The sequence below is a fragment of the Cellvibrio sp. QJXJ genome (genome assembly GCF_024452345.1).
GTDB lineage: Bacteria > Pseudomonadota > Gammaproteobacteria > Pseudomonadales > Cellvibrionaceae > Cellvibrio.
In genome coordinates this window covers 73,966-97,321 of record NZ_CP101664.1, presented here as the reverse complement: position 1 = coordinate 97,321, position 23,356 = coordinate 73,966, and the positions used below count along the sequence as shown (strand labels likewise).

Sequence of the window (23,356 nt, the reverse complement as noted above, 5' to 3'; positions counted from 1 at the left end):
TCCACAACCACAAATATTTATTACAGGAATGTTGAACTATTCCTATCGAATTCTTCATAATCAAACTCAACAGTATTAATTCCAAAAGGTGCATCAAGAGTTGATTCTGCAGATAACGGACATACACTACCGTTAGTAATTCTCTCTATTGCTTTTTCAGTAAGGTCACGCCAACCTTTTGTTCGTAAATACTCCAGCCAACCCTTGATATTTAGCTCCTTAATAAAATCCCTACCTACTTGGTCAACCATGATTATCTCTACAAGAGGTAATCGGCCTTTTTCACCGACACCTTTACAAATATTGCAATGCTTTGCATTCAGATTTTTTGTGTAGATGGAATCCAATTGAGCCGGGTTGTTTTTACTGAAATGCGCATAAACCCGTTTCAGGTCACTGGTTGCGCTAGCTGAATTTATTGAATCTGACAGTTTAACTTTGCATGCCGGGCATAGTTTTCCAACCAAACGTTGACCAACTAATGCACGAATTAACGAACCATGGGAAAGGGTTGATAAATCACTTCCAAGAGATATCAAGCGCGCGATTGCATCTGCAGGTGTATTTGTATGTAGTGTTGACAGAACCAAGTGACCTGTATTCGCTTGATCGATTGCACTTTGCATTACTATCTCATCACGGATTTCCCCGTAGATAATTACATCAGGATCTTGACGCAACACTGTACGAGCGTAAGCCGCATAGCTCGTATATTCATTATTTCCAATTTGAACCTGGCAAACATTCGGAAGCTTTGATTCAACAGGATCTTCAAACGAAATGATTTTCGTTGTTTTAGGAATGATTGTTGTACCAGCTGCCATTGCACTTGATTTTCCCGAACCCGTAGGTCCAGTGAATAATATTATTCCCTGCGGATATCTAAAGATTCTGTCAAGTAAAGCAATTTCTGAATGTGAATATTGCAGATCATAAAAGGTTGGAACAGTACCCTTACCGTCACCGGTAACAATACGCATAACAATGCTTAAACCTTTTGGCTCTGCAATTGGTAAATGACTGTAACGCAATTTAACAGTACGCTTTTGCGTTTTTACAGTAAATGAACCATTAATCGGTCTATTCTCATCGAATGTATCACTGGTGCTGCCTCCGCCAGTGTGCGCCTCATGTCCGATAATCATTGAACCCAATTTTATAGCCATGCGCTCTGTAAGTTTGAGAGCAGTAGCTGTTTGAATAGTTAAATTACCATCGACCCTAAATCGAAACTGCGCAACGTTATTGTGCTCATCCGTTTCAATGTGAATATCACTTGTACCTGCTTGTGCAGCAGCATCAATAATGTTGTCGAGAAGATGCTGTACTTCAGTACGCTCATTCTGGTCATCGATAGTATTGTCTGTTACAAGATTAAGGTTCTGGTGACTTTTTTTAACATTTGTAGATTTTGCATTTAGTGATAGCAAGTATTGAATTACAGTCACACTACACGGTCTTGGCATCGGTGTAAGGCCACGTTTCAACAACATACTAGCTACATTATTTATAGCCTCGACTTTCTCAGACTTACTATCACTATCAGTCTCAAAATTAAATAGTATTTCTCCTGAATTTAAAACAGTTAGCCAATTATAGTTTTTCTCAGAAAGATACTGCCGCAATTCTCCATCATCAATAGGATTAGATGTAATCTCAGTAATTACATTGACCGATTGTGTCCGATACATTTCTTCTAACTTTGCAATATTATCTTTCGATTCCATGATTAATATCCCGGTTGAATGCCAGAGCTTTGCCCAATTTCGCTTCCCTGCCCTTGGTTACTGCTATCAGTAGTTGATTCAGATGTATCCGGTGCCGAAAAACGTCTGGAAGATGTAAGAGACAGAGTGCTTGTAATCCGTTTTCCAGTCCTTACGTTTTGCGTTACAACTGAGCGTCGATCATCACTAATAGAAATTAATCGAATCCCGTTAAACTCACTACCAATTGCCAAGTTCTGCATTTCAGAATCGACAGTAAGCGTAGCGCTATTATTAGAAATTCTATTTACACGTATACCAGCTTGAATAGGTGAAGCAGGCTGTGTAATTTGTGGTGCTGAATTGTTAAAACCCTGCATAGGCTGAAATGGTGGGACAATTGGAGAATGAACCTGGACCGGTGGAGGTGCAACGGGCGCGGGAACATCCGTTTTTCTATTTTTTATTTCTATCAATTCTGCTTCACCTTCCATCTTTGTACGGATTATTTCTGCTTTAATCTTGTCTGTTTCGGCATTTAATTTATCTAATTCTGCCGTACCTCTTTGCTGCTCAAATCGTGCCTTATCGCGCTTACTTTCTGATTCAGCTATAGAGGCCTGTAATTGAGAAACCTTGGCGTTATACTCAAGAGTTTGCAAAAAACGGTCTTCTTTGCTCAACTCAGGAATATCGATTTTTCCATTTTCCTCAAACACCTGTGTAGTTACCGGCGTAGGCGGTAAGGGTATTTGTTGTTGAACTTCGTCTTGCGCGGGTTTAATTGCCGCCATAATTTCTGGCATGAAGACAAATAAACCTGAACAGGCCATAGCTGCTATAAGCAATACGTTTTTCTTTGTTAGGTTTTTCATAGATCATTACCGCCTATAGCTTTTACTGAAATCTGGAATGTGTAAGTTAAATCTTCGCGTTTTAATTTTAGCGAAACAAGGTTCACAGGAAGGCCATTCAATGAATTGGCCAATGATATTAAGTCTGATAGGTTTGAATTGCTCTTTGAAATCTCAAACACCTGCGAAGACCAAGTTTCATTTGGTGCAACTTCAAGTAGATTTACACTACCTGGATTCGTTAATGCGCTTAATCTGTCGAATACAATATTTCTAATTTCACTAAGTTTCACAATTTGTGAAGCGGGAATATCTCGATTTGAGTTGATTGGCACAATAATATGTGCGGCCTGATTGAATAACCTTGTTTTTGTACCATTACCTAGCACATTCTCAAGTTGATGAAGGTCGTTCGACCGGGCTGTCAAACTTGGATTTAATTCACAGACAAGCGGTGAATCTTCATTTATTTCACACACATTTATTTTCCACTGGTTCCTGTATTCAATTTTGACCAGTGCTTTATAGGTTTCGTAAAAAGAAGAATCTGCGCTTTTTCTACTTAGTTCTACCCTATACGATTCGTATGGATCAATAATATTTTGAATTGGTGCCTCTTCGTCACCTGTAAAGATGAATATTCCGCCTACAATTGCAGCTGCCCCCATTAAATATACAGGGATATTACTTGGCGTTTTTGTTTCGTTTAGCTGTCCTTCAAGAGAGGATATCTTTTTAAAAAGATACTGTTTGTTGGTTGACAGCGAGTCAAGTATTGAATGATCTATAAACTCATACTTAATGCTATTTGAGTCATTGAATTCAGGTATAGATTGAATGTATTTTGCAAGAAATGTTGGTATCTCATTGCTATAGTAAATCTTTGGCAGGTTAGCCATTTCAAATATTGGGGATAGCGCATAGTTTGCTACGCCCGTTTCATCTACAACAGCCTCGTAATACACAATACCGTTATCAATACAAACAACGATAAATTCGTTTGTATCATAAATTCGGTCAACCCACAGATACTTTCCAGTACTCCCAAATTTGACCTTTACAGCCTGTGCAAGTGAATATCCTGGGTTTTTTGAAAACCAGAATAGATTGTCTTCTCCTTCGGCATAACTGAAAGCAAACTCAACTTTATGAAGTTGTTTAAAGTAATTGAGTTTTTCAAGCTGTCTTTTCCTAGTGAGCGATTTCGCGATTTTGTCGCGCGATTCACACACTATGAAACTTATTTTGTCATTACGCGTTATCATCATTAGAGTGACCTAACAATACGCGGAGTAACTAATACATAAATATCGATTATCTCTTTTCCTGCACCTATGCTCGTAGGCAGAAACTTTGAACTAAACGGACTAGCACTTTGAGATGAGGATTTTTCCCGGCGAACCGATGCAGCAACGACCGTTGTTCCATCTGTAACAATGTTTTGCACATTGAGTCGGTTAGAGTGCATAGTTGGAATCTGAATGAAGTTGTCTTCAGAACCTACCTTTTCAAAGGGAGCTAAATCGGAAGATCTACTAGACACCACTAGTGCTACTTTATTTGTAAAGACTTTTGCAAAACTATAGAGAGTAAAACCAGACTGAATAATTCCCTGCTGTAACTCTGTACTCGAACCTAAATCAGTACTTTGCGTGATTGTTGAGCTTTCAAGGTACCCAACAATATCACCCAGCTCCAACTCAGAAATTTTCCCGCTGCGGGACAATACTTTTTGCTCTGTAAGAAAGGTCACTTTCCCTTGTTGCTGCAAAGCATTAACTAAAACGTCTACCGTTCCTGCTGATGTGTTTTTAGTTCCAGAGAATGCGAATGGAGTACCTTCGGCCATTGATGTACCACTGCCGCCGCTTAGGAAATTTAGCTGCCCGTTCGTTACGTTCTTAACGCCATTCCAGTTAACACCAATATCGCCCGCATTACGCGTTGTAACCTGTACTACTTGAATTTCGAGGGACACCTGAGCAGATAATTCATCAATCACTGAAGACATAAATCCTGATACAACTCTCATCCTGTCCGGGGTAGTTTTGACTAATACCGAGGACGTTGCTTTTGAAATCGCTACATTGCCGTTTCTACCAACTATCTGCTTGGCGAATGCATAGGCATCTTGAAGTACATTGATATTTTCTGCTTCTGTTTTACTGTATTGCTTTAGATCTACGTCAAATGCCGAAGTATCGATCGATTGTGAACCTGCTGATCCACCTGATGTAGATGCGCCACCCCCACTTTGTTGATCCTTACCAATCATGTAACTGTAATCACCACCAGCAACAGGTAACACAAAGACTTCAGTTTCATATTTATGCCATTCAACGATTTTGTCCTTTATTTCGTACGAATAGTTTGTTCTTGCGCTGATCGCTTTAAGTGCATCTTCAATCGTTCCCGCGCTTTCCAGAGTTACGGGTAGAGTTAGATCCATTTCATAATCGAATTTCGCCGTTACACCTGTACCACGCAGAATCAGATCTACAGATAGATCAAATGGGTAATCAGATATGCGAAGCGGCTCTTGTAAATTCGCCAACAACCATTCTGGCCCATCAAATTCTTCAATTGGAGCAAGATTAGGTGTCGGGGTTGAAACGTATTCAGCTGCATCATCATCCCAGCTGTAGCTTTGATTCATCACAGCCTTCGCTTCTTTGTGACCCTTATATGACTGCCAATACGGTGATGAGGAACATCCCAACAAAGAAAGACTAACTACTGCACATATCATCTTTTTCATTTACGTAAGCCTTAATTTTGTTTCGGGAGAACGCGTTCAACTATGGTCGCTGTTCGTGTATTTGGACGAAGTTGAGCTTTAGCGGGGTAAGTAGAAAGTAATGAGGTAAATGATGTTTTAGGATCGCCAGGAGCAATTACGATAGGGTATGAGTTGTCGATTGAGAAATTTTTGGCTGAGTATCCATTCTCCGCTTCCAACGTCCATCCAATTGTCAGCGCGAGATTTGCGGCTGCATCCATTAGCGTTCCTTTTGGTACATCGTATATTCTTAGTGAATGCCATGAAGGGTATGGCTTGTCAGTTATAACCAGAGCATGGCCACCCACATCGCCTGCAGCAAATAGACGCACTCCCGGATAGCTATCTTTAAACACGACTTCAATTTGAGGTAACAATTCCTGATCTGTTTTGGTTGTGTAGTCTTTACTGGACTTAATTTTATCGGGTGATGGTGCACCGAAAGACAGGTCATATATCAGGCGTGTGTATCCTGAAATTTTGTGCAGCCGTGATATAGCTGAATAGAGGGATTCTTTTTTATGTATTCTTAATACGATTGCATTTGCATTTGATGATGCAGGCGCAACTGATATGCTTGAAGCTGGTTTTATGGCGCCGACAGGATTAAAGGTGTTCCCTTTGTTACTCCTTATTATCTTTTCTTCTTCTTTACTAATGTCATTAGCCACACCAATTACTTCAAAGACTTGTGCCTTTTTCGACTGCCCAGTGCAGGCCGACAAGCCAATCGAGAAAACAAGAATGGAGAATAGTAGTTTAATTTTGCCGTCAATCATTTCAAAAAGACCTAGGGATTCATAGTTAAATTGCCTTGTCGGGCAATAGTGGCATATTTTATAGTAGGATATTAGTATAATCCCAATATGCCAACCTTTGAACCCCTATGGTGCTATTTGGGCATCACAGGTATAAAAAATCTCCGCTTATCGCCCCACCCCCATCTGCAATTGCCTCTCTCTTATCTCAGGAACCAACAACTTTCCATTAGAAATAGTTTTATCGATGATGTATTGCATGATGTTGTCAATGCGCTTGATTGTCGAATGACTCTCTAGCCCAGTCGTTGAGTTGGTGCCCTCTGCGAGTTGGACACGTATGCGCTCATACTCCGATTCCACTTCGCCTGTAGGAAACTCCATTGCCAAGATTTCTAGACCTAGCTCATATCCAAATTGTTCTGTAAGCGCTGTCCGCAGCTCATTCGATTGAGACTTGGTTGATAAGCCCCAAAGCTTCCGAATCCCTACCCTCAAATTAACCAGTTGCGAGTATCGCCCATCCTCGCCGTCTACCTGAATGAGCATATGACTACCATTGCGACCCGGCTGAGTAATCTTGTTTCTCAATATCCACTCTTCAGTGTCATTAAGGTTCATGGTTTTCACGACACCTGGAATTGAGTTGTTTCGGAATCCAACGAATATCCTGATTGTGGCAAGATCTCGCATAATTTCCGTGAAGTGTCGAGGCAGCTGAGTGGAGAGCATTACGCCGATACCGCGCTTACGCCCCATGGTAGCAATGTTGTCCGGTATACGGTTTGCTAGGTCGATACCGGTAAAGTAGTGCTGCTCATCAGCGAAATAGATATTTTTTGTGCGGATAATTTCATTCAGCCGTGCAAGATGATATGCCCGATATCTCTCAGGAATTTGATTCACCCTTTCCGTATTCCAAAAGAATGCGTCAACCTGTAGCTGTGAAGTCAGACCAAAGAAAAGCGCGCCGCTTCGCTTCGCAGTGATTGAGTCAGAGTTTTGTACCACCGCCTCCAAATTGAAGCTGGTCACACGAGCTTCTGAAATATCAATCTGTGTTGGCAGGTGCGTAATCTTCAATTCATTTTTGAGAGCGATCAGTCGTTGATATGCATAGTCAGCCAATGTGAATTTTGGACTCAGTTCATATCTATGCGCGTCTTTAATTTCAGACGCGTTACAAGCACTAATAAGGTCATCAAGTCTTGGCACTGCTAAGCGCTGCACTAGAGCAGCGGCATGATATTCACCTAGATCAAATAAGTGATCTACGAGAGACCAGTAAGCAGTTTCGCGGCCAATCTTAATTTTGTTTTTCTTCAATACCGGCTCTATATGGCTTTGCCATAACAAGTCATCTCGATCAGACTCATCAAAACGCTTAGGCTCTGCACGCGGACCTGAATCTGCACAGCGTTCAAATGCCAAACGGATAATGTCAGCTACAAGCGCGTCCATACCCTTTTCAGATTCGCCCGTTTGTGAATCCGACAAGCCTAAAAGTGTCCAGTCGCACATTGCCTGAAAATCATCAGCCAGAGGTATCTTTACTCCTAGCGGAGTGTCATATCTATTGATAGACATTTCCTTTGTATTACGCATTTCGTAATACTGTATCTGGTGCTTACGGGATATAGGCATTATCGACTGCAAATACCGAATGGTTCCCCTTGATGATGTTCCCACGTCAGTCATCGCCATATATGGCAAAACATCGTGAGTTTCAGCGATTGCAATTAATATGATTTGGCAAGCTAGAGATTTTCCGTAACCTGGCTCACCACACACCAAGTACACATGATGCGAAAGAAGGTCAGATAAAGGCTGGAATGGCATTAGCTTTCCGGTGTTACTTCGAAATGGCACACCGCCTACTTCCCATGGCAATGATGGCCTTGTAATAGGTGCCATATAGAGAATTTCATCGGCTGGACCAATAGCAGCTGGTGCAACCGATCTAGCCCTGTACGGAGCAATGGTACTCACAAGTCCGAATATAGAGTCGTCTGCCATAACTTGACCTTGCGCGCCGCCCCAAGCCCCAATAGCCTTCAGTGTTTGTTGAACGCGAACTTTCAACAATTCCAGTTTATTGGCAGGAGCCCACACAGTTATTGCTATTTGCAAAGTAATAGTTGGATTTTGATTTTTTATGTACTGACGAATTTGCGTAATAGCATCGAAAATTAGTGAGTTTTGACCGGGTATTTTCTTCAGAAATGTCAGAAGCGCAAAATTTGCCATTAGCGATGCCGGTGATTTTGTTCTACTGTGCATTGCTATACGGAATGGCACAGACTCGCGTTTTAATGAATCAACCAGCTTTTCAAAAGTAACAGGAAGCTCAGGTGCCAACGACACAATAATACTACTGTAAGCGCGTGATCCGATTATTGTGTATTCACGTTCATAGACTGGCTGAGTGTTCCACACTTGATATCCAAGACGAGGCGGGAAAACACAGGTGTAGTCCTTTCCCTTAATTCCCTTTCGAGGATTATCAGGCTCCTTTAGAAAAAATCGCTGATCGTTGCTTGGCGAATCTGCTTTGCCATGGCGATCAAACCCACGCTTTATATAACCCATGAGTCGCGGGACAAACGTTCTGTTACCGTCAGGATTGAGTGTTACTGCAATATGTTGACCCACCTCATGATTAGTCATAATTCGAGCGCTCATCCCTGCCCCTTTGATTGCACCTAACACAATATTCATTTTTGCCTTATGACTTGGCAATAGGCGTTCGGCAGTCTGATATCCGGTAATGTCCTGTGAAGTTTTTGACTTCATCATTGGAAATTTAGTTAAAACATTCGCAGCTTCCCCTTTGTGTGTCCACACGCAAAGCAGGGTAGTTTCTTCTTGGATATGGGGTATGAGCACATCTACCATTTCATCAATGAATATTTTATTCTGGTAGCCTTGCATTTCACTGACTGCGCGCGTCGAACTTAAAACATTCTCAAGTGCTTCACGATTGGATTCAGGCTCATCATTATGGTTATGGACAAAACAAAAATCTGTAGTGCCGGAGCGAAACTGTGCCCTTAGCTCATTAATTATCAGCTCAATATGTTCCTCGTGAGAGTCTTCTAAAACGTATTCACGACACCCACCGATTTTGATTACTGACACAAGCGAACCTGCTGTTGTTGACCAATATGGGGTATTCCCGATAGGAGTATTGAGATCTGATAGCGATCCCGGATGCTCTAAGCGGAATCTAGTTTTCTCGTACTGTTCACTAAGACTAAAAAGCCAATTAAGCATTTATGCCACCCCGTTTCAGTGCCATTAAGTTCCAATTATTTAATTCAGAGATTCGACCCTTCAGGTAACTTTCGAAGAGCGCATCAAATGCAGTCGATTCTCTATTCCAAGGCATACCAACCATTTCAACTGGGATGCATGGTAATACGCGTACCCGATAGGCAAGCTGAAGAATGCGATTAACATGCTGCCTACCGATCACAAAAAAGATCTCATTCATATTTCGTGTGACTTTCACATCAAATGGGAGTGCAGAAACAATCTCTTTAAACCTCATCGAAAGTATCGCGTTAATGGCACCAGCCACCAACAATCCAAACTGGTTGGGCTTTCTGCCAAAAAGATCGATAACACCTGCCAATCGAGCGATGTGAGCGTCTTCTACCGAGTGAGATAAATACTCCCAGTCAGCAATATCCACACGGACAGGTATCGGAGGTTTTGGGTAAACAGTTTTTGTAAAAGCGACATTCCGGGGAATTGCAGATAAACCTAAGCCGGTCATTTCAAAGCTGGATAGCCAAACCGCACCTTCTTTTTCTCTTTCTAAAAGCCCATACACCCTAAGAGCATCATAGGAAATATCGTGGATATCAATTTGATAAAAATGTATTGATGCACCACTTGGAGAAGCTGGTGAAACAAAAAGTGGGCTATCTATCAAAGGTAAACAAGCAGCTCGGCGGAACAACTCAACAGCTGGAACCTTTAAGCCAACTAATACACCATCACCATCATCTAGGCACAAAGAATATGAAGCCGGGATAGTGCTTTCAATAATGGCACTTGATAGCTTAGATTTTCTATTTGTTGTATGAGATTCATAGTAGTTAAAACGCCCCGGCTTTTCTGACCAATAGTGTGAATACACCTTAGAAAAGTTTGTGTACCACGCATTACGGGAAATAGCTGAATCGAGTTGGTGAAATTGTTCGATACGTTCAAATTCTCTACCAAAATATGTGTGCGGTTTGAAACGCGTCATACCTGGATAAGTTTGCAACACCTGATATGCAGTAAGATTACAAATAACCAATTTGCCATCGCAAAAAGAAAGAGTTTCATGGCTCATTTTATTGGCCGAAACCTTTTATGATCTGCGCTTCTATAGTCGGGCGCCAGAAATCTATTGCAGCTTTGAATTTATCAGGAAGGAAGAAAAATCGAAGCCGATCAACATAAAGCACTTCACTAGAAGATCGCTTGTCAAAGAATCCAAATGCAGAATCATAAGCTTCAATAACTTTTTCAACTGATCCATCAAAATAAAAGTCATCCCATTGTTTTGGAGCGCGACCAAGTTCTTCAAGGATTGCACTTGAGCCTTGATATATGTAAGAGGATTTTACAAATGGATCACTACTTGTTTGCACGCAGTAAATGACACGGAGAATATTTGTCAAATCTGACTGGGTAATCCATGGTAATTCGACAAACGAGCCACTACCTTTTAAATTATTAATATCGTTGAAATTTACACAGAAAGCACACAACGGTAGAAGGTTATCTAGTTCCAGCGGTACTTCATTGTCCTTCAGGCACACCGATAATCCGCCATGGGGGTGCGTAACTGTCATGGGCATTTTAACTGCACAATACGCACAGCACCCATCAAAGCGTTTAACAGCCTGAATTATCAGGCTGTTATGCTTATCGGCGGCCAGTGGTTTTGACCAATGTCCGATTAGTTGCAATTTCATAGATTAAGCAGCGTTAAAATGAACAGGAATCAAATTTACTGCAATTGAATTTGCGAAATTAGAATCAAGAATTGAACCACTGCCATTTTGAAGTTTCTGCCAGGTATCTTGGTCTTGAGCAGAACCCGTTGCTGTACTTGCAGAGAAACCAACGAACCACGTTATAGAGCAAAGTAGACCACCACAAAAGATTCCAATGATCGGACCTTTATATCCAACTTGTTGCAATTGTGGCGGTGCTTTTTCCATTGCAAGCATAACAATAGCAATGATCGATCCAATCAGACCAATAACGCCAATGAGCATCGCAAAAAGCTTGAGCATGTACATACCCGCTGAAGCTTGTTTAGTGGCATGGCCATTTGCATAAGAAGCAAAGTCCTGTGCAATTGATGGATTGGCAATAACAACACCGGCAATAACTGCAAGAGTAAAAAGTAACGTTTTGTTTTTCATAATCAAAAGCTCCTATGCTTTTTTAGTTAAAAACTTAATTATGGGGCGAGGAATTTAGTTCCCCAACCACCAAAGAAATCAAGAATTGCGATTGGGTTAAACATGGCAGCACCAACAACCACGCGGACAAATCCCGGCCAGAATTTTGTTTCAGCTTGAGGAAATGCAGTTAGCAAAATACCTAACGCACCCCAAAAACCAAAAATTAGGGCCAGAACTTTTGAGCTAACAATAACAAACTGTTTCATTGCTATTGTATTTACAGACGACTCATCTACTTTCCACGAATCTGAGTTTCCATATTCTTGGATAATAAAATCGCCGTAATCATAAAAGGTGGCACCGACGATATTTAGTGTCACCCCTAATGAAATTAAAAATCCAGCAAATAAACAAATGATAAAGGTTTTAAATCCACCTGCATTTGAATAATGCGTAGATTGAAAGACATTAATTTGAATCTCAATCCAAAGAGCATAAATAAGCGCTCCCGTTCCAATTAAAATTGAAAGCAGTTTTATTAAATAAGCTATATATGGATAATTTGATGACACTTGAACCAGTAATGTAACAGCGTCCATTATCACGTACCGCTAAAATCGTGGTGGCATACGATTCCATTTTCAAATGAAACAAAATACGGCGCCTTCTCAGCCTGGAATCCGATAACTCCACCAAGATCCGGTAGATACATTCCTTTCACAATACGTTGGCTACCACCCCTACTGTTTATAATTATCGCGCTGTCTTCTGCGATAGTTGAAAAACTGTAATTTATGTTTTTAGCAATACACGCATCGTGAGCGACAAACATTTCTTTCTTGTTTGGCGATAACTCAGTATCGGGAATTTGAGCAAATACACGTTCACCGGAATAGTAATTATCGTTTTGATAGGCAGTAACTGGTACTCCCGGATATTGTGCGGGGGCTACATCATTCAAATTGTTTATTGGTAATGAATGTGAGGCTGAAGCTGGTAATGTTTGGAATCCAGGTTGCGCTTGTTGACCGCGATATTTCGCATATTCAGCTTTACAAACTGTGGGATTCGAAAAATTGCCTGTAGCCGCCTCAATCTCACAAATTCTGCTAGATATCCACCCAGCGCTAGTAGATCGTCTCTCTGATTCTGCCTGTGTGGCATCGCGCTGGTTTTTTAATTCAACGGCATTTGAATTCACTGCGGCTTGAAGTTGAAGAATGGTTTTATTCATTGCCTCATTATTAGCAGAAACTTTTGTTATCAAATCAATTGTTTCAGAAAGCTTTCCTGCCAAGTTGGCTACACGTACCTCAAGCCTATCCTGCTGTGCCTTTAACTCGCTGTTATCATAGTTAATATTTCTAACATCATTTTTAGCTACAGTGATAGCACCAGCCAATTGATCGTCTTTTGCTGAACCTAATTCCGATGAAGCAATTTGAGTACTTTCCATTTTGGCAACTGCATGCGTGAGAACCTGTATTTCTTGTTCAGTTAGATTTTTTTTCTGGATTGCTTCATTCCCGGCTCTCATTTCTATATCTAATACGCGTGCTTCTGAAAATCCCATTGCTTGCGCACGCGCACGAGCCTGTGCTCGCACCACGGCAATTTCTGTTTGTGATTTGTTTAAGCCAGCTTTACTTGCAAGATATTCTGTTTTATTTTTTGCAATATATGCTTCACGCTCAATTGGAGTTAACTTAAGCTTTATCAGCTCATCATTAGCTCTAGTTAATATCGAATCTAATTCATCACCAGTAGCAGGAGCATTTAAAGGGGCAGCTTTGTTACTAATGAATTTTTGTACAGAAGCAACAACTTCTTTTTCCGCATCGGGATTCAACCCAGCAGATTTAACAACGGCAATAGCTTCATTTATTGCCATCTTCTGAATATCATCGACCGATCTGTCACTAGTTTTTACTGATGCGATTTGGGCAATGCCTGCTCCAACTGCAATAGACGCTAAATCACCTAATCCTGCATCCTTTGCATCGATTTCTGCATTAGCACGCGCAATCTCACGCTCTACAATTTCACTAGGAACCGATAAAGCTTTTGCTTCAATATCAATTGCTTGTTTGACATACATTTTTCGATCATTTGTAGAAAGTTTTGCCTGTACAGTTGCTGTACCAACAACTTTGGCAATGTCACTTACTACTTTCGCAGGATCTGGCTTATTGCCGTTAGCTTTCATTTGCTCAATTTGTTTTACGCGGGCTTCATAATGAGCACTGACAATTGCCTTTGCCATCGGTGTCATGTTTCGGTTTAGTGCAACGGTATCAATTCCTTGGATAGACTGTGCGGAAGACGCAGTAAATAATGCAGCTTCATAAGTACCGAGCTCCATTTGATTTGCCTTAGTTTCGGCTGCACTAATAACACCGGCAACCTTTTGTGAATTTAATGGCAATCCATCTACTCGCGCTTTGTTCTCAGCAATAAGCTGGGCTTTAACAACTGCAACATCCTTTTTATCTAATTTCAGATGTTTCGCGGCTTTATCCACTAAGGCAAGTTGCTGTTTATTCGTGATTTGAACTGGAATAGAGCCATCCGGCAACTTGGTCTGATTAGTAATTGCTGCCTCTATAGTTTTTAATTCAATATCAGAATGTTTTGACTTAGTTTGTGCGGCTTCATTTGCGGTTATCGCCGATTTAGTCACATGATAAAGTGCATCACTATTTGATTCACTTTCAGGCACCAAAGAATTAGATATTGCATTTGATTCAGCTATTTTCCCATCAACAATCTGCGACGCCTCAGCATTAGAAACTCCAAGTTTTATGCCACTATTTTTAACAGCTGCATGAAATTCATTATCTGTTATATCCGAGACCTGAGTCTTAATTTGCTCAGCCACATATTCCACTTTATCAATAGGTGAAATCTCGGATGCTTTAATAATTTCATTCTCTGCAGAAGACTGCGCTTTACTAATTTCAATCTTTTTGCCTTCTACTTTTTCAGAAATTTCACTTGGAATCCCTAGAGATTTACCTGCATATTGAACCACTGATTTTATTTCAGAGTCATTTAGTGGCGCTTGACCTAGAGCTATACGTTCATTGTTCACACCATTTATAACTGTATTTAGTTGGTCGGTTGGGTTATCGTTACCCGATACTGCAACCTCTCCTAATGCACTTTGAACGCTAGTTTCAAGTGCTTTATCGATCGATATATCAACTGCGGTTTTTGTTATCGATCGAAAAGTTGATTCGCTTTTTTCAGAGTCAAAGTTCTGAACTTTAAACTCTCCTGGATTTTCAGCATGCTCTTCAGATGAAGCAACAAAGTTTGACCCGGTTGAATCAAAATACTCTGTTGGTTGTGTGCTAAATAGATTCCGATTCAAAGTTTCGGCCTCTGTTTGAATAGCGTGCCAAATCCCAATTAAGTTATTTTGTTGGTGGTATTGATAGCCACCGAACACAATTGCAGATAGTGTTAATGAAGTTGCGAGCGCTATATATGCGTTTCGCTTCATTTTATTCGATTTCACCACTTCATCAGTTGAATCAACAGTGTTGGTTTTATCTTGTTTCAATTCATAGCTATGATCATCAGTGCCATCTTTTTCCAATGTCAAAGTTTCTTCGTCTTTTACTTCACCCACTGCAGCTTCCACCTTTTCAATAGGTGAATCGATTACTTCATTAGAATCTAATTCGCCTAACGGATTTATAGTGGAAACTTCATCTGATTCAGCGCGTGTACGATCTAAATTAAATACGTTACTCATAGCTCTTCCAGTTGTTCAGGGTAGTGAAGGTTTTTCATAACCAGCAATCGCATGCTTTCGTTATATGTGTCTATCGTTATAGGTCGCAATGTATATTTTGTTCCAAATTCACCAAGGACACCTAAGCTCTCAGCAATAAAAAGATTTCTTGCTTGGTCAGCATCCAGAGGGGATTGCGTATTGCCAATTACATCTCCTTGGGAGTTTGTATTTTGTGTCGTGTCTCGGCGAGCTTCTACAGCTGCAATTCCGCCTACACTAACTGCTTGCATCGTTAATCCAACGAATCGCTGTAAGAAATGATGATCTACTTCAGTTGCAAAGCCGGGCATATTTGTTTCTGGACTGAAGCCAATTAATTGAACATCTTTTATTTCGTGACCGTGCCAATTCATGCGATCAAATACCAATCCGATCGTATTTCCCCATTCACCATTTTTTTCCCATTTACCAATAATATTGGCACCGTTAAATGGGCCACCAACAATTTTTCCTACAACTTCCGGTCTTGCATTATCTGTATTAACACGTGTTGTTTGAATTCCATATAGCCACTGCCCTGCAGCTACTTCAGGTTTAACAAATGGCTTTAATTCATCTGCTTTGTTATTAGGGGTATTTTCATTATTTACCTGAGCTCCAGATCCAGATGAACTTTCATTGCCTTTAGGTTCTTCACTTTCGAATCTTGTTGAAACGGCAGTGTATTCTTTGCCATCTGATTTCTTCACTGGCGTTTTTTCATTTTGTTCTTTTATTTTAAGAACAACTGCTCTCGCTTGTTCTGGAGTAAATTGCGGTTTTTTAATTTTGGGTTTATAAGCACGCTCTAATTTATCGCGATTAGATCCAGATACGCCTGAATTGCGAATTGCTGAATCCGTAGCATTAACCATTGCAGCTAAATGATCTTGATCACTGAGCCCTAAAAGTTTACTTGTCACCGATATTGCTTCTTGAGCAAGCTTTACTTGATCTTCAGCAGATAAACCCATTTTTTTAGCCGCCATTTGCGTTCCAAACGCGGCAGCTTGTGCTTGTTTTACTTCCTCCTGGCCTAATGAAGCAGATATTTCTAATGCAGCCCTACCCGCTAATTTGGCAGTCTTTTCAGCTTGCATCCCTGATGATTTTCCGAAATCGGCAACTGCTGCAGTACCAGCTTCAATTTGTTGCTGTTCACTTTTACCAATTTTCTTTGCTGCTTCAGCTGCAGCAATGCCCGCCACTACAGCTTGTTCCTCTTCTGCCCAGCCCATTGATTTTGCAGCTTCTACAGCTGCTTTGGCCGCATGATTAATCTGTTCATCCTGAGTTAATCCCAGACTTGCTGCACTGTTCCTTGCCGCTCTTGCAGATGACGCAACAATTTCCTTTTCTGATAAGCCAAGCTCTTTAGCTGCAGAACCTGCAGCCTTAGCTGATAATGAAATTACTTCATCATTCGATAGCCCCAGCTCTTTACCAACTTCAGTAGCGACTTTTCCAGCTATGGCAATTTGTTCTTCTTCACTTAACCCAGCATTTCTTGCTGCCTGAGACGAGGCTTTAGCTACAAGCGCTACAGTTTCTTGAGCAGACATCCCTAATTCTTTAGCACCTTTTTTTGCTGCTTCTGTTGCATATTTTATTTGTTCAGCTTCTGATTTATTTAATACTTTTGCCGCAATTTGAGCGCCGTTTGCTGCAGCGATAACTTGTTCTGCTTCAGACAGTCCAAGAGCTTTTGCTGCATTTTGTGCGGCTTTACTTGCTGCAAATATTTGCTCTTCCTCATTTAATCCATGACTCGCTGCAGCGGCTTGAGCCGCCTTTGCTGCAGCTGCAATTTGATCCTCTTTCGACAAACCTAGAGCCGATGCTGTTTTCGATGCAGCTTGTCCTGCAGCGGTGATTTGTTCGTCAATACTAAGCCCCATATCTGAAGCTGTTTGTTGTGCTGCTTTTGCCGCAAAAGCAATTTGTTCCTCATTTGATAATTTCAGTTGTTTTCCAGCTGCTTGAGCTGCGCTTGCTGCAGCTTCAATCTGTTGCTGATTGGATTGCCCCAAGGCCTTTGATGCTTGTTGTGCGCTTTTAGCTGCTAGCGCGATCTGCTCTTCTTTACTAAACCCGGCCTTTTCTGCAGTAATTCTTGCTGCATGTGCAGCTGCTGAAATTTGCTCACTTTCTGAGTAACCCAGCTTCTTTGCAGCTTCTTGTGCAGCTTTAGCTGCAGCAGCTACTTGCTGCTCAGGTGTGAGTCCTAATTTTTTTGCTTGCTCTGCAGCAGCTTCAGCGGCAAGTGCAATTTGCTCTTCTTTCGATAAGTCAATAGCAGCTGATGCGGCCTGTGCTGCTTGCGCTGCCATTGCAATCTGCTCACTATCACTAAGCCCTAGCTTACTTGCTGCCGTTGCAGCAGCTTTTGCAGCAACGCGTACTTGTTCTTCTTTTGAAAGCCCAAGCTTTTCAGCAGTTTGTTGTGCGGCCTTTGCTGCCGCAATGACTTGTTCCTGCTCACTTAATCCAAATGCACTAGCGACCTGACGAGCGGCATTAGCTGCAGCTAATGTTGTTTCTTCCTTGCTCATGCCTATTGTTTTAGCAGCATCTATTGCTAAACCCGATGCAAGTTCAATTGCTTCGTTCGCACTCAGTTTTAAAATTCTCGATGTGTATTCAGAACAGCTATTTATTGCGTCAACAATCTCAGATTTAGATAGATCTAGTTTTTTTCCATGCTTTACCAGTGCCTTTCCAAACCCTGTAAAAATTTCCTCAGTCACCTCAGTTTTTGACTTCAGACTAAGTACGACAGCCTTACATACCTGCTCCATTGTCAATTCAGGATCATAATCGTCATCACTTCCAATTATGCTTAATCGATTAGGAGTGTAACTTTCAGAATTTAACCGAGAGGTTAATCGTTCTTTTTCATTTTCAACTATCACTGCATTTCGTTCTTCCTCAGTTAACTTTCCCTCTGTAGCATCACCAAATTCTTTACTTCTGTTTTCCATCAATACTTTTGGTGCATCGATTGCATTATCAACATTTGCGGGATTGACGAATACAATTACGATTAATCCAATTACTACAGAAGTCGTAATAATTACGATCGTAGATCGCATTCCCTTATCGTGATAGGGTTTAGAAATATTCGAATATATGCTTGAAAAAAAACCTTGCTTTTTAGGTACAACTCTTTCGTATTCTGGCAGGTCAGTTACAGGTCCGATTACAGGTTCCGTTTTATTTTTCACTTCCTAAACTCCTGTATCCGAGCATGTTTTCCGGCAACGTTAATGTGATCACGACTATTTGACCTGATTCATCGAGCGCGGTTACTACACCAGCTCTACCATCAAATCTGTATACAACATCATTCATAAACCCGTTTGTCAGGGCTGATGGCCTTGGGTTTGGATTTCTTAAAGGCGCTTTCAGATAGGTGTTTCCGCGAGCATAAATTGCTCTAATATTTGCAGAACTTGCCTCTTGTCCAATTCTGTTTTCAACCGATATGGATAGCTCAACTGCATCCGGCAAATTTGAAACTGAAATTCCATCAATCAATGCACGAGCGTAGTAATCGTCAGAGTCTTGAATTGTTCTTTGCGATGTATTCCTGAATAGCGGTTCTATTTTTGAATCTGGATTAGTAACTGGCAGCATGATTGTCACTTCATCATGGTAAGTGGTTCGCTTTACGACTAGTGGGATTTGTACTGCTTTGTACAAGCCATTGAACATTACGCGCAGGTTTGATCTTCCCGTATGTTTCGGAGTACCGATAGTCAGAATGTGTGCGATATCAATGTCTTCTTTTTTCGCTACGCAGTCTTCGCCAGATCCGGTGCAAACAATGAATGTAGTATTGTTTCCAACTCTACTAATTTTATGTGGGTATGGATTGCCATTTGAGTCAATGAAGGTGAGGGTTGTAATGTAACCTGTTGCAACCTCTACTTCGAACGGAACATTCAAATTATCCATGCTCAATGAGACTGTTCTCGACTTCGGTGTTGCCTTTGGCATGTACTCCATTGCAGTTTCGTATTCCTGATTTTGTTCCATCACTTGTCGATACAAAACAGGTGGACCGCCTTTCTCTTCTTCAACTGCACGCCGTACTTCTTCATTAGGAATGACGTTATATTCCTGCGCATAAGTTGGAGTCATCATAAGTGAGTAGAGAATGAAAAATGCGGCGAGACGACAAATCATCTTTTGCCTCGGTAGTTTTCATCTATACGGACGCACATTAATCCTGATGGATTTTCGCTTAGTGGTACCTGTTCGATATCTATGGTCATATCAAAATCATTAGACACAGGTTCCATTGTTCCAGTGATATCTTCGTTAACCTTTAAATTAACTCTCCAAGCTTGGCGACCGTCTTTATCTATTGCTTTTTGACCAACAACGCGCGCGCCGGTAGCAAGGCCGTCATAATGTTGCTTCAACTGTTTTGCCGCTTTAAAAATCCCCTCCTGGTCTAGCTTATTGAAATAAGCCCCTACCACCTCTTGCCTACATTGATTAACTAATTTCACAAAGGACTGTTCGTAGTTCTTATAAGTAAATGTATGCAGCGCGGTTCCTATTTCTGTTGCCAAAGTAGTAACGCTAGCTTGTGTTGCTACCGGGTAATTCATTCCTCTTGTTTCGTACACATGGCCTTTTGAATTAATGTAGAAATAGCGAAACTCAGTATCGCGCGAGAATCCTGCGAAAGCAGCACAGCTAGCAACAACCCCATATAACGCAACAATAAGTAATGAAGTATGGGAACGCTTAGCCATAGTTCTAAGCGTGTCGTTTTCAGTTAACAACGACCTAACGATCAACATAGGATCGTCCTGTATCGCCTCTTCTAAATCTTTCTGATATCCCTCTAAAGCGGCCACTTCAATACTATTTAGCTTAACTACATCGCTCATTATTTAACCTGTGTGATGGTGCTTTTAGCACATGCTTTAAATGTTGGCATTATGGTAAGATCTGCAAATGTTGTCCACCCCCATATTACTAAATACAGGTTTTACCTATGCCAAACAAGCTTTCTATGTTTGTATTTAATGCTATGTTCCTATTACATTCAGTTAACGCTTATTCACGAACTGAGGTTGTTCCAGATGCTGTTCAGTCTAGGGCGGCGGAAATTGCAATAGCAGTGGGTGGAAAAGGGACTTACATAAAAGCTATTCAAAGAGCACCTGACGCACCTGGTATGCGCCAAGCTACTCAAGTGATCTATGTTGATGGGCGAGGTGCGCTTCAGAATCTGATAATGCTGCCGGATGGACTACATTTTATTGCTGGCCCTATTGCCGTTTATAACGCGGGGGACAAATCAATCAGTGATGCAAACGGAAAAGTCCTCATAGCAGGAACAAATACTGAGCCAACTAAAGAAATTTCCACAGTTTCAACACCAGCTGTACAAGAGCGCCAACAGGCCTCTACCTCAACTGTTTATGAGCCATTTAAGCTTGATGGAATTTTCCGTTTTTCAAATCTAACAAGCGCCGGTAAATCTGTATTTAAAGATCCAGTAAATGCGCCTGAAAATTACTACTCATTATTGAAATCTGCGAATGGCATAAAAGACGGAAAAGGCGGACACGAAATATTTGTTCTAATTGATACCGCATGCCCCTATTGCATGAAAAAGTATGAAGAGTTGCAGCCATTAATCGGCGCCGGGGAAATTACTGTTTATTGGATACCAGTGGTTGGACCATCTAGGCCGCCGTATTCAAACTTGGTTGCATTGACTGATCCAGGGTTAACTAATGATGAACGCCTTACTAAGCTCAAAGCCATTGCTAATAATATGCCGCTTGATGGTGCCTTATCTAAACCAGATGAAGCAAAGGACTGGTTAACACGTACTACTGCGCTGCTATCAATGATTCGCTCTGAAAAAAGCGATGTGCGGTCTGCTGGTACCCCTCAAATGTTTTTCAAATCTACCGATGGCGTTATCCATCACCAGTATGGGTATAACGAATCATTCCTGAAAACGCTTAAAGCAGACCTAAACATCAATTGATACATCACATGAACAGGGATGTTCCACAACCGATTAGATACTCCTTCCCATAACTTTTTCTTCATTCATTTGTGGTATCTCATCCATTTTTAAGTTTTTCTCAATGGTGCCAGCGATTTTAATCATGGATTGAACACTACGATCCAAGTTTGCCGCTGTATTTGAATCTACATAATCTCTGATACTGTTAACGACGAATGCTTTATTACCTACATTTTGCGCCCATTGGATAACGTGATCTTTAGTTGTTTGATTGAGCCCTGAATTCATTGCAGCCAATTGGTTTTTAATAAACTCCAAATGACTAACCGCTAATCGGCATTCTGTATCAAACGCATCGCTGTCCCGCATATATCCGGCAATCAATCCCTTAGCCATAAGGCTGGCGTCATTAATGTTTGATCTTGCAGTATTTAAGACTTGTGCAAGTGTCAGGCCTCTTGCCACTGGTGTTTCAAGTGAAAGAACACGCCCTACTTCGCGCATACGAATTTTTAGCTCCTGTTGAGCATCACCTACATTTAGCACCGGGGAGAATGGAATTTGTTTTGGTCCAATTTCTGGCATTGACCATTGCACTTTTACGTCAGCTACTTTTGCCCCCAAACGACTAGCAATGAGCTCACGTACTTCTGCTTCCAACGAACCAAGATCCACACCATTACAAGCGCCTTCAGCCAATTGAATGCTATATGGCAGATACTCGGTAGGTTTAATGCCAGTTATATCTTGCAACCTTGAGAGCATTATCGCTTTCATAGTGGACGGCGGCATTTGATCCATAAGCAACTTGGCATTAGCAAATGCTTGTCCTCGCGACTCGGCAGATGAAAGATCAGAGTTACCATTGCGGGCTATTTGAAATAGGTACTCGCTTGCAGGCACATCATTCCGAGTTAGATATATGGAATAAGCCTCAGCACCTATTTTGCGAATGTAGGAATCGGGATCTTCACCAGCAGGCAATGTAACGAAACTCGCGCTGTTTTGATCATCCAGAAATGGAAGTACGGCATTTAGCGCACGCTTACTTGCTTCAATACCTGCATCGTCACCGTCAAAACAAAATGTTAAATGATCGGTGTGCCGGTAAAGTGATTTAATTTTTTGCTCGTTAACGGCTGTGCCCATGCTGCTAACAGTGTTCGTAATCCCGAATTGATGGTGCGAGATTACATCCATGTAACCTTCTACAACAATTAACCGGTCTGGATTGCTATTAACCTGGAGTGATTCATATAAGCCGTATGCAAATTTTGACTTACTGAAAACCGAAGTTTCAGGCCCATTTATATATTTAGAGCCTTTGTTACCATCGCCACTGATCGGCTGCAATGGCCTGATCGCAAAACTCACTACCCTACCCTTGGTATCCCGAATCGGGAATACAGGAGCATTCCGGTACCGGTCATAGAATTTCCCTTTAGTGGTATCTGTTTTTTTCTCAAACACAGCTAACCCGGAGTCAACTAAGCTATTGAGGTTCTTCATTCCCCCCAATAATTCAATAACATGCCTCCATTCATTTTTTGCTGCGCCAAGTGAAAACTTGTCTACCATATCTCGATTCAACCCTCGTTTAGAAAGCAGTGTAAGGACTTCTTGATTGGTTGGTAGCTCTGCTCGATAGATTTGATTAGCCTGTTCAAGCACATCGAGTGCCCTTGCTCTGTCACCAATTTCCTTGCGCTGCTCTAAACTCATTTCCTCCTTTGGCAGCTCTATGTTAGCGAGCTTGGCCATCGCTCGCACTGACTCCGGGAATGAGACCTTGCAGAAGCCCTCATAGAAGTTAAAGACATTCCCCCCTGCCCCACAGCCGAAGCAGTAGTAAAGCTGATCCTCAGCATTCACAGAGAAGCTGGGGGTGTTCTCTTCATGGAACGGGCAGCAAGCTGAGTAGTTCTTTCCAGATTTCTTTAAGCTTACGTGCGAGTCAATTACATCCACGATATCAAGTGAGTCGGCTATTTTCTGAAGAAGATCCGGTGAATATTGCATAGTGAGCTTTCGACCATTTATAGATTTGATAATATTAGTATAATCCC

16 protein-coding genes are annotated in these 23,356 nt (G+C 41.4%); 1 reads left to right on the top strand and 15 read right to left on the bottom strand.

The annotated features are described in order from the left end of the window. Positions 1-20: 20 nt before the first annotated feature. The 14 genes from NNX04_RS22315 to NNX04_RS22250 all read right to left on the bottom strand — a co-directional run bounded on the left by NNX04_RS22315 (position 21) and on the right by NNX04_RS22250 (position 20,193). The gene (locus NNX04_RS22315; RefSeq protein WP_261948637.1) at positions 21-1,727 is read right to left on the bottom strand and encodes a GspE/PulE family protein; all 1,707 of its coding nucleotides are present in this window, start codon (positions 1,725-1,727) and stop codon (positions 21-23) included. Between the two features lie 2 nt (positions 1,728-1,729). Further along, positions 1,730-2,581, bottom strand: coding sequence for a hypothetical protein (locus NNX04_RS22310; RefSeq protein ID WP_261948636.1), 852 nt, complete (start codon positions 2,579-2,581; stop codon positions 1,730-1,732). Then, the gene (locus tag NNX04_RS22305) at positions 2,578-3,828 is read right to left on the bottom strand and encodes a hypothetical protein (RefSeq protein ID WP_261948635.1); all 1,251 of its coding nucleotides are present in this window, start codon (positions 3,826-3,828) and stop codon (positions 2,578-2,580) included. Before NNX04_RS22305 ends, NNX04_RS22310 begins: the two co-directional genes overlap by 4 nt. Continuing rightward, positions 3,828-5,318: a hypothetical protein gene (locus NNX04_RS22300; RefSeq protein ID WP_261948634.1), complete on the bottom strand. Its 1,491-nt coding sequence runs from the start codon at positions 5,316-5,318 to the stop codon at positions 3,828-3,830. The genes NNX04_RS22305 and NNX04_RS22300 overlap by 1 nt, the downstream gene beginning before the upstream one ends. An 11-nt stretch (positions 5,319-5,329) precedes the next feature. After that, positions 5,330-6,118, bottom strand: coding sequence for a hypothetical protein (locus NNX04_RS22295; RefSeq protein WP_261948633.1), 789 nt, complete (start codon positions 6,116-6,118; stop codon positions 5,330-5,332). A 147-nt stretch (positions 6,119-6,265) separates the two neighbouring features. Beyond that, positions 6,266-9,370 carry a hypothetical protein gene (locus NNX04_RS22290; protein ID WP_261948632.1) on the bottom strand — a complete coding sequence of 1,035 codons (3,105 nt, stop codon included), beginning with the start codon at positions 9,368-9,370 and terminating at the stop codon, positions 6,266-6,268. Then, complete coding sequence (locus NNX04_RS22285; RefSeq protein WP_261948631.1) at positions 9,363-10,442, bottom strand: hypothetical protein; 1,080 nt, start codon at positions 10,440-10,442, stop codon at positions 9,363-9,365. The genes NNX04_RS22290 and NNX04_RS22285 overlap by 8 nt, the downstream gene beginning before the upstream one ends. A gap of 1 nt (position 10,443) precedes the next feature. Next, positions 10,444-11,070, bottom strand: a complete 627-nt coding sequence (locus NNX04_RS22280) for a hypothetical protein (protein WP_261948630.1) — start codon at positions 11,068-11,070, stop codon at positions 10,444-10,446. Positions 11,071-11,073: 3 nt separating this feature from the next. Beyond that, positions 11,074-11,526 carry a hypothetical protein gene (locus tag NNX04_RS22275; RefSeq protein ID WP_261948629.1) on the bottom strand — a complete coding sequence of 151 codons (453 nt, stop codon included), beginning with the start codon at positions 11,524-11,526 and terminating at the stop codon, positions 11,074-11,076. 38 nt (positions 11,527-11,564) lie between these two features. Continuing rightward, positions 11,565-12,107, bottom strand: coding sequence for a hypothetical protein (locus tag NNX04_RS22270; RefSeq protein ID WP_261948628.1), 543 nt, complete (start codon positions 12,105-12,107; stop codon positions 11,565-11,567). Between the two features lie 2 nt (positions 12,108-12,109). Then, complete coding sequence (locus NNX04_RS22265) at positions 12,110-15,268, bottom strand: hypothetical protein (RefSeq protein WP_261948627.1); 3,159 nt, start codon at positions 15,266-15,268, stop codon at positions 12,110-12,112. Further along, positions 15,265-18,513, bottom strand: coding sequence for a hypothetical protein (locus NNX04_RS22260; RefSeq protein WP_261948626.1), 3,249 nt, complete (start codon positions 18,511-18,513; stop codon positions 15,265-15,267). Before NNX04_RS22260 ends, NNX04_RS22265 begins: the two co-directional genes overlap by 4 nt. Next, the gene (locus NNX04_RS22255) at positions 18,503-19,477 is read right to left on the bottom strand and encodes a DotH/IcmK family type IV secretion protein (protein ID WP_261948625.1); all 975 of its coding nucleotides are present in this window, start codon (positions 19,475-19,477) and stop codon (positions 18,503-18,505) included. Before NNX04_RS22255 ends, NNX04_RS22260 begins: the two co-directional genes overlap by 11 nt. After that, positions 19,474-20,193 carry a DotI/IcmL/TraM family protein gene (locus NNX04_RS22250; protein ID WP_261948624.1) on the bottom strand — a complete coding sequence of 240 codons (720 nt, stop codon included), beginning with the start codon at positions 20,191-20,193 and terminating at the stop codon, positions 19,474-19,476. Before NNX04_RS22250 ends, NNX04_RS22255 begins: the two co-directional genes overlap by 4 nt. A gap of 107 nt (positions 20,194-20,300) precedes the next feature. On the opposite strand from NNX04_RS22250, the gene NNX04_RS22245 reads away from it, so the two are divergent. After that, positions 20,301-21,308, top strand: coding sequence for a DsbA family protein (locus NNX04_RS22245; protein ID WP_261948623.1), 1,008 nt, complete (start codon positions 20,301-20,303; stop codon positions 21,306-21,308). Between the two features lie 33 nt (positions 21,309-21,341). Here the strand turns inward: NNX04_RS22245 and dnaG are convergent, their stop codons facing one another. Continuing rightward, positions 21,342-23,309 carry a DNA primase gene (gene dnaG, locus NNX04_RS22240; RefSeq protein ID WP_261948622.1) on the bottom strand — a complete coding sequence of 656 codons (1,968 nt, stop codon included), beginning with the start codon at positions 23,307-23,309 and terminating at the stop codon, positions 21,342-21,344. Positions 23,310-23,356: the final 47 nt, after the last annotated feature.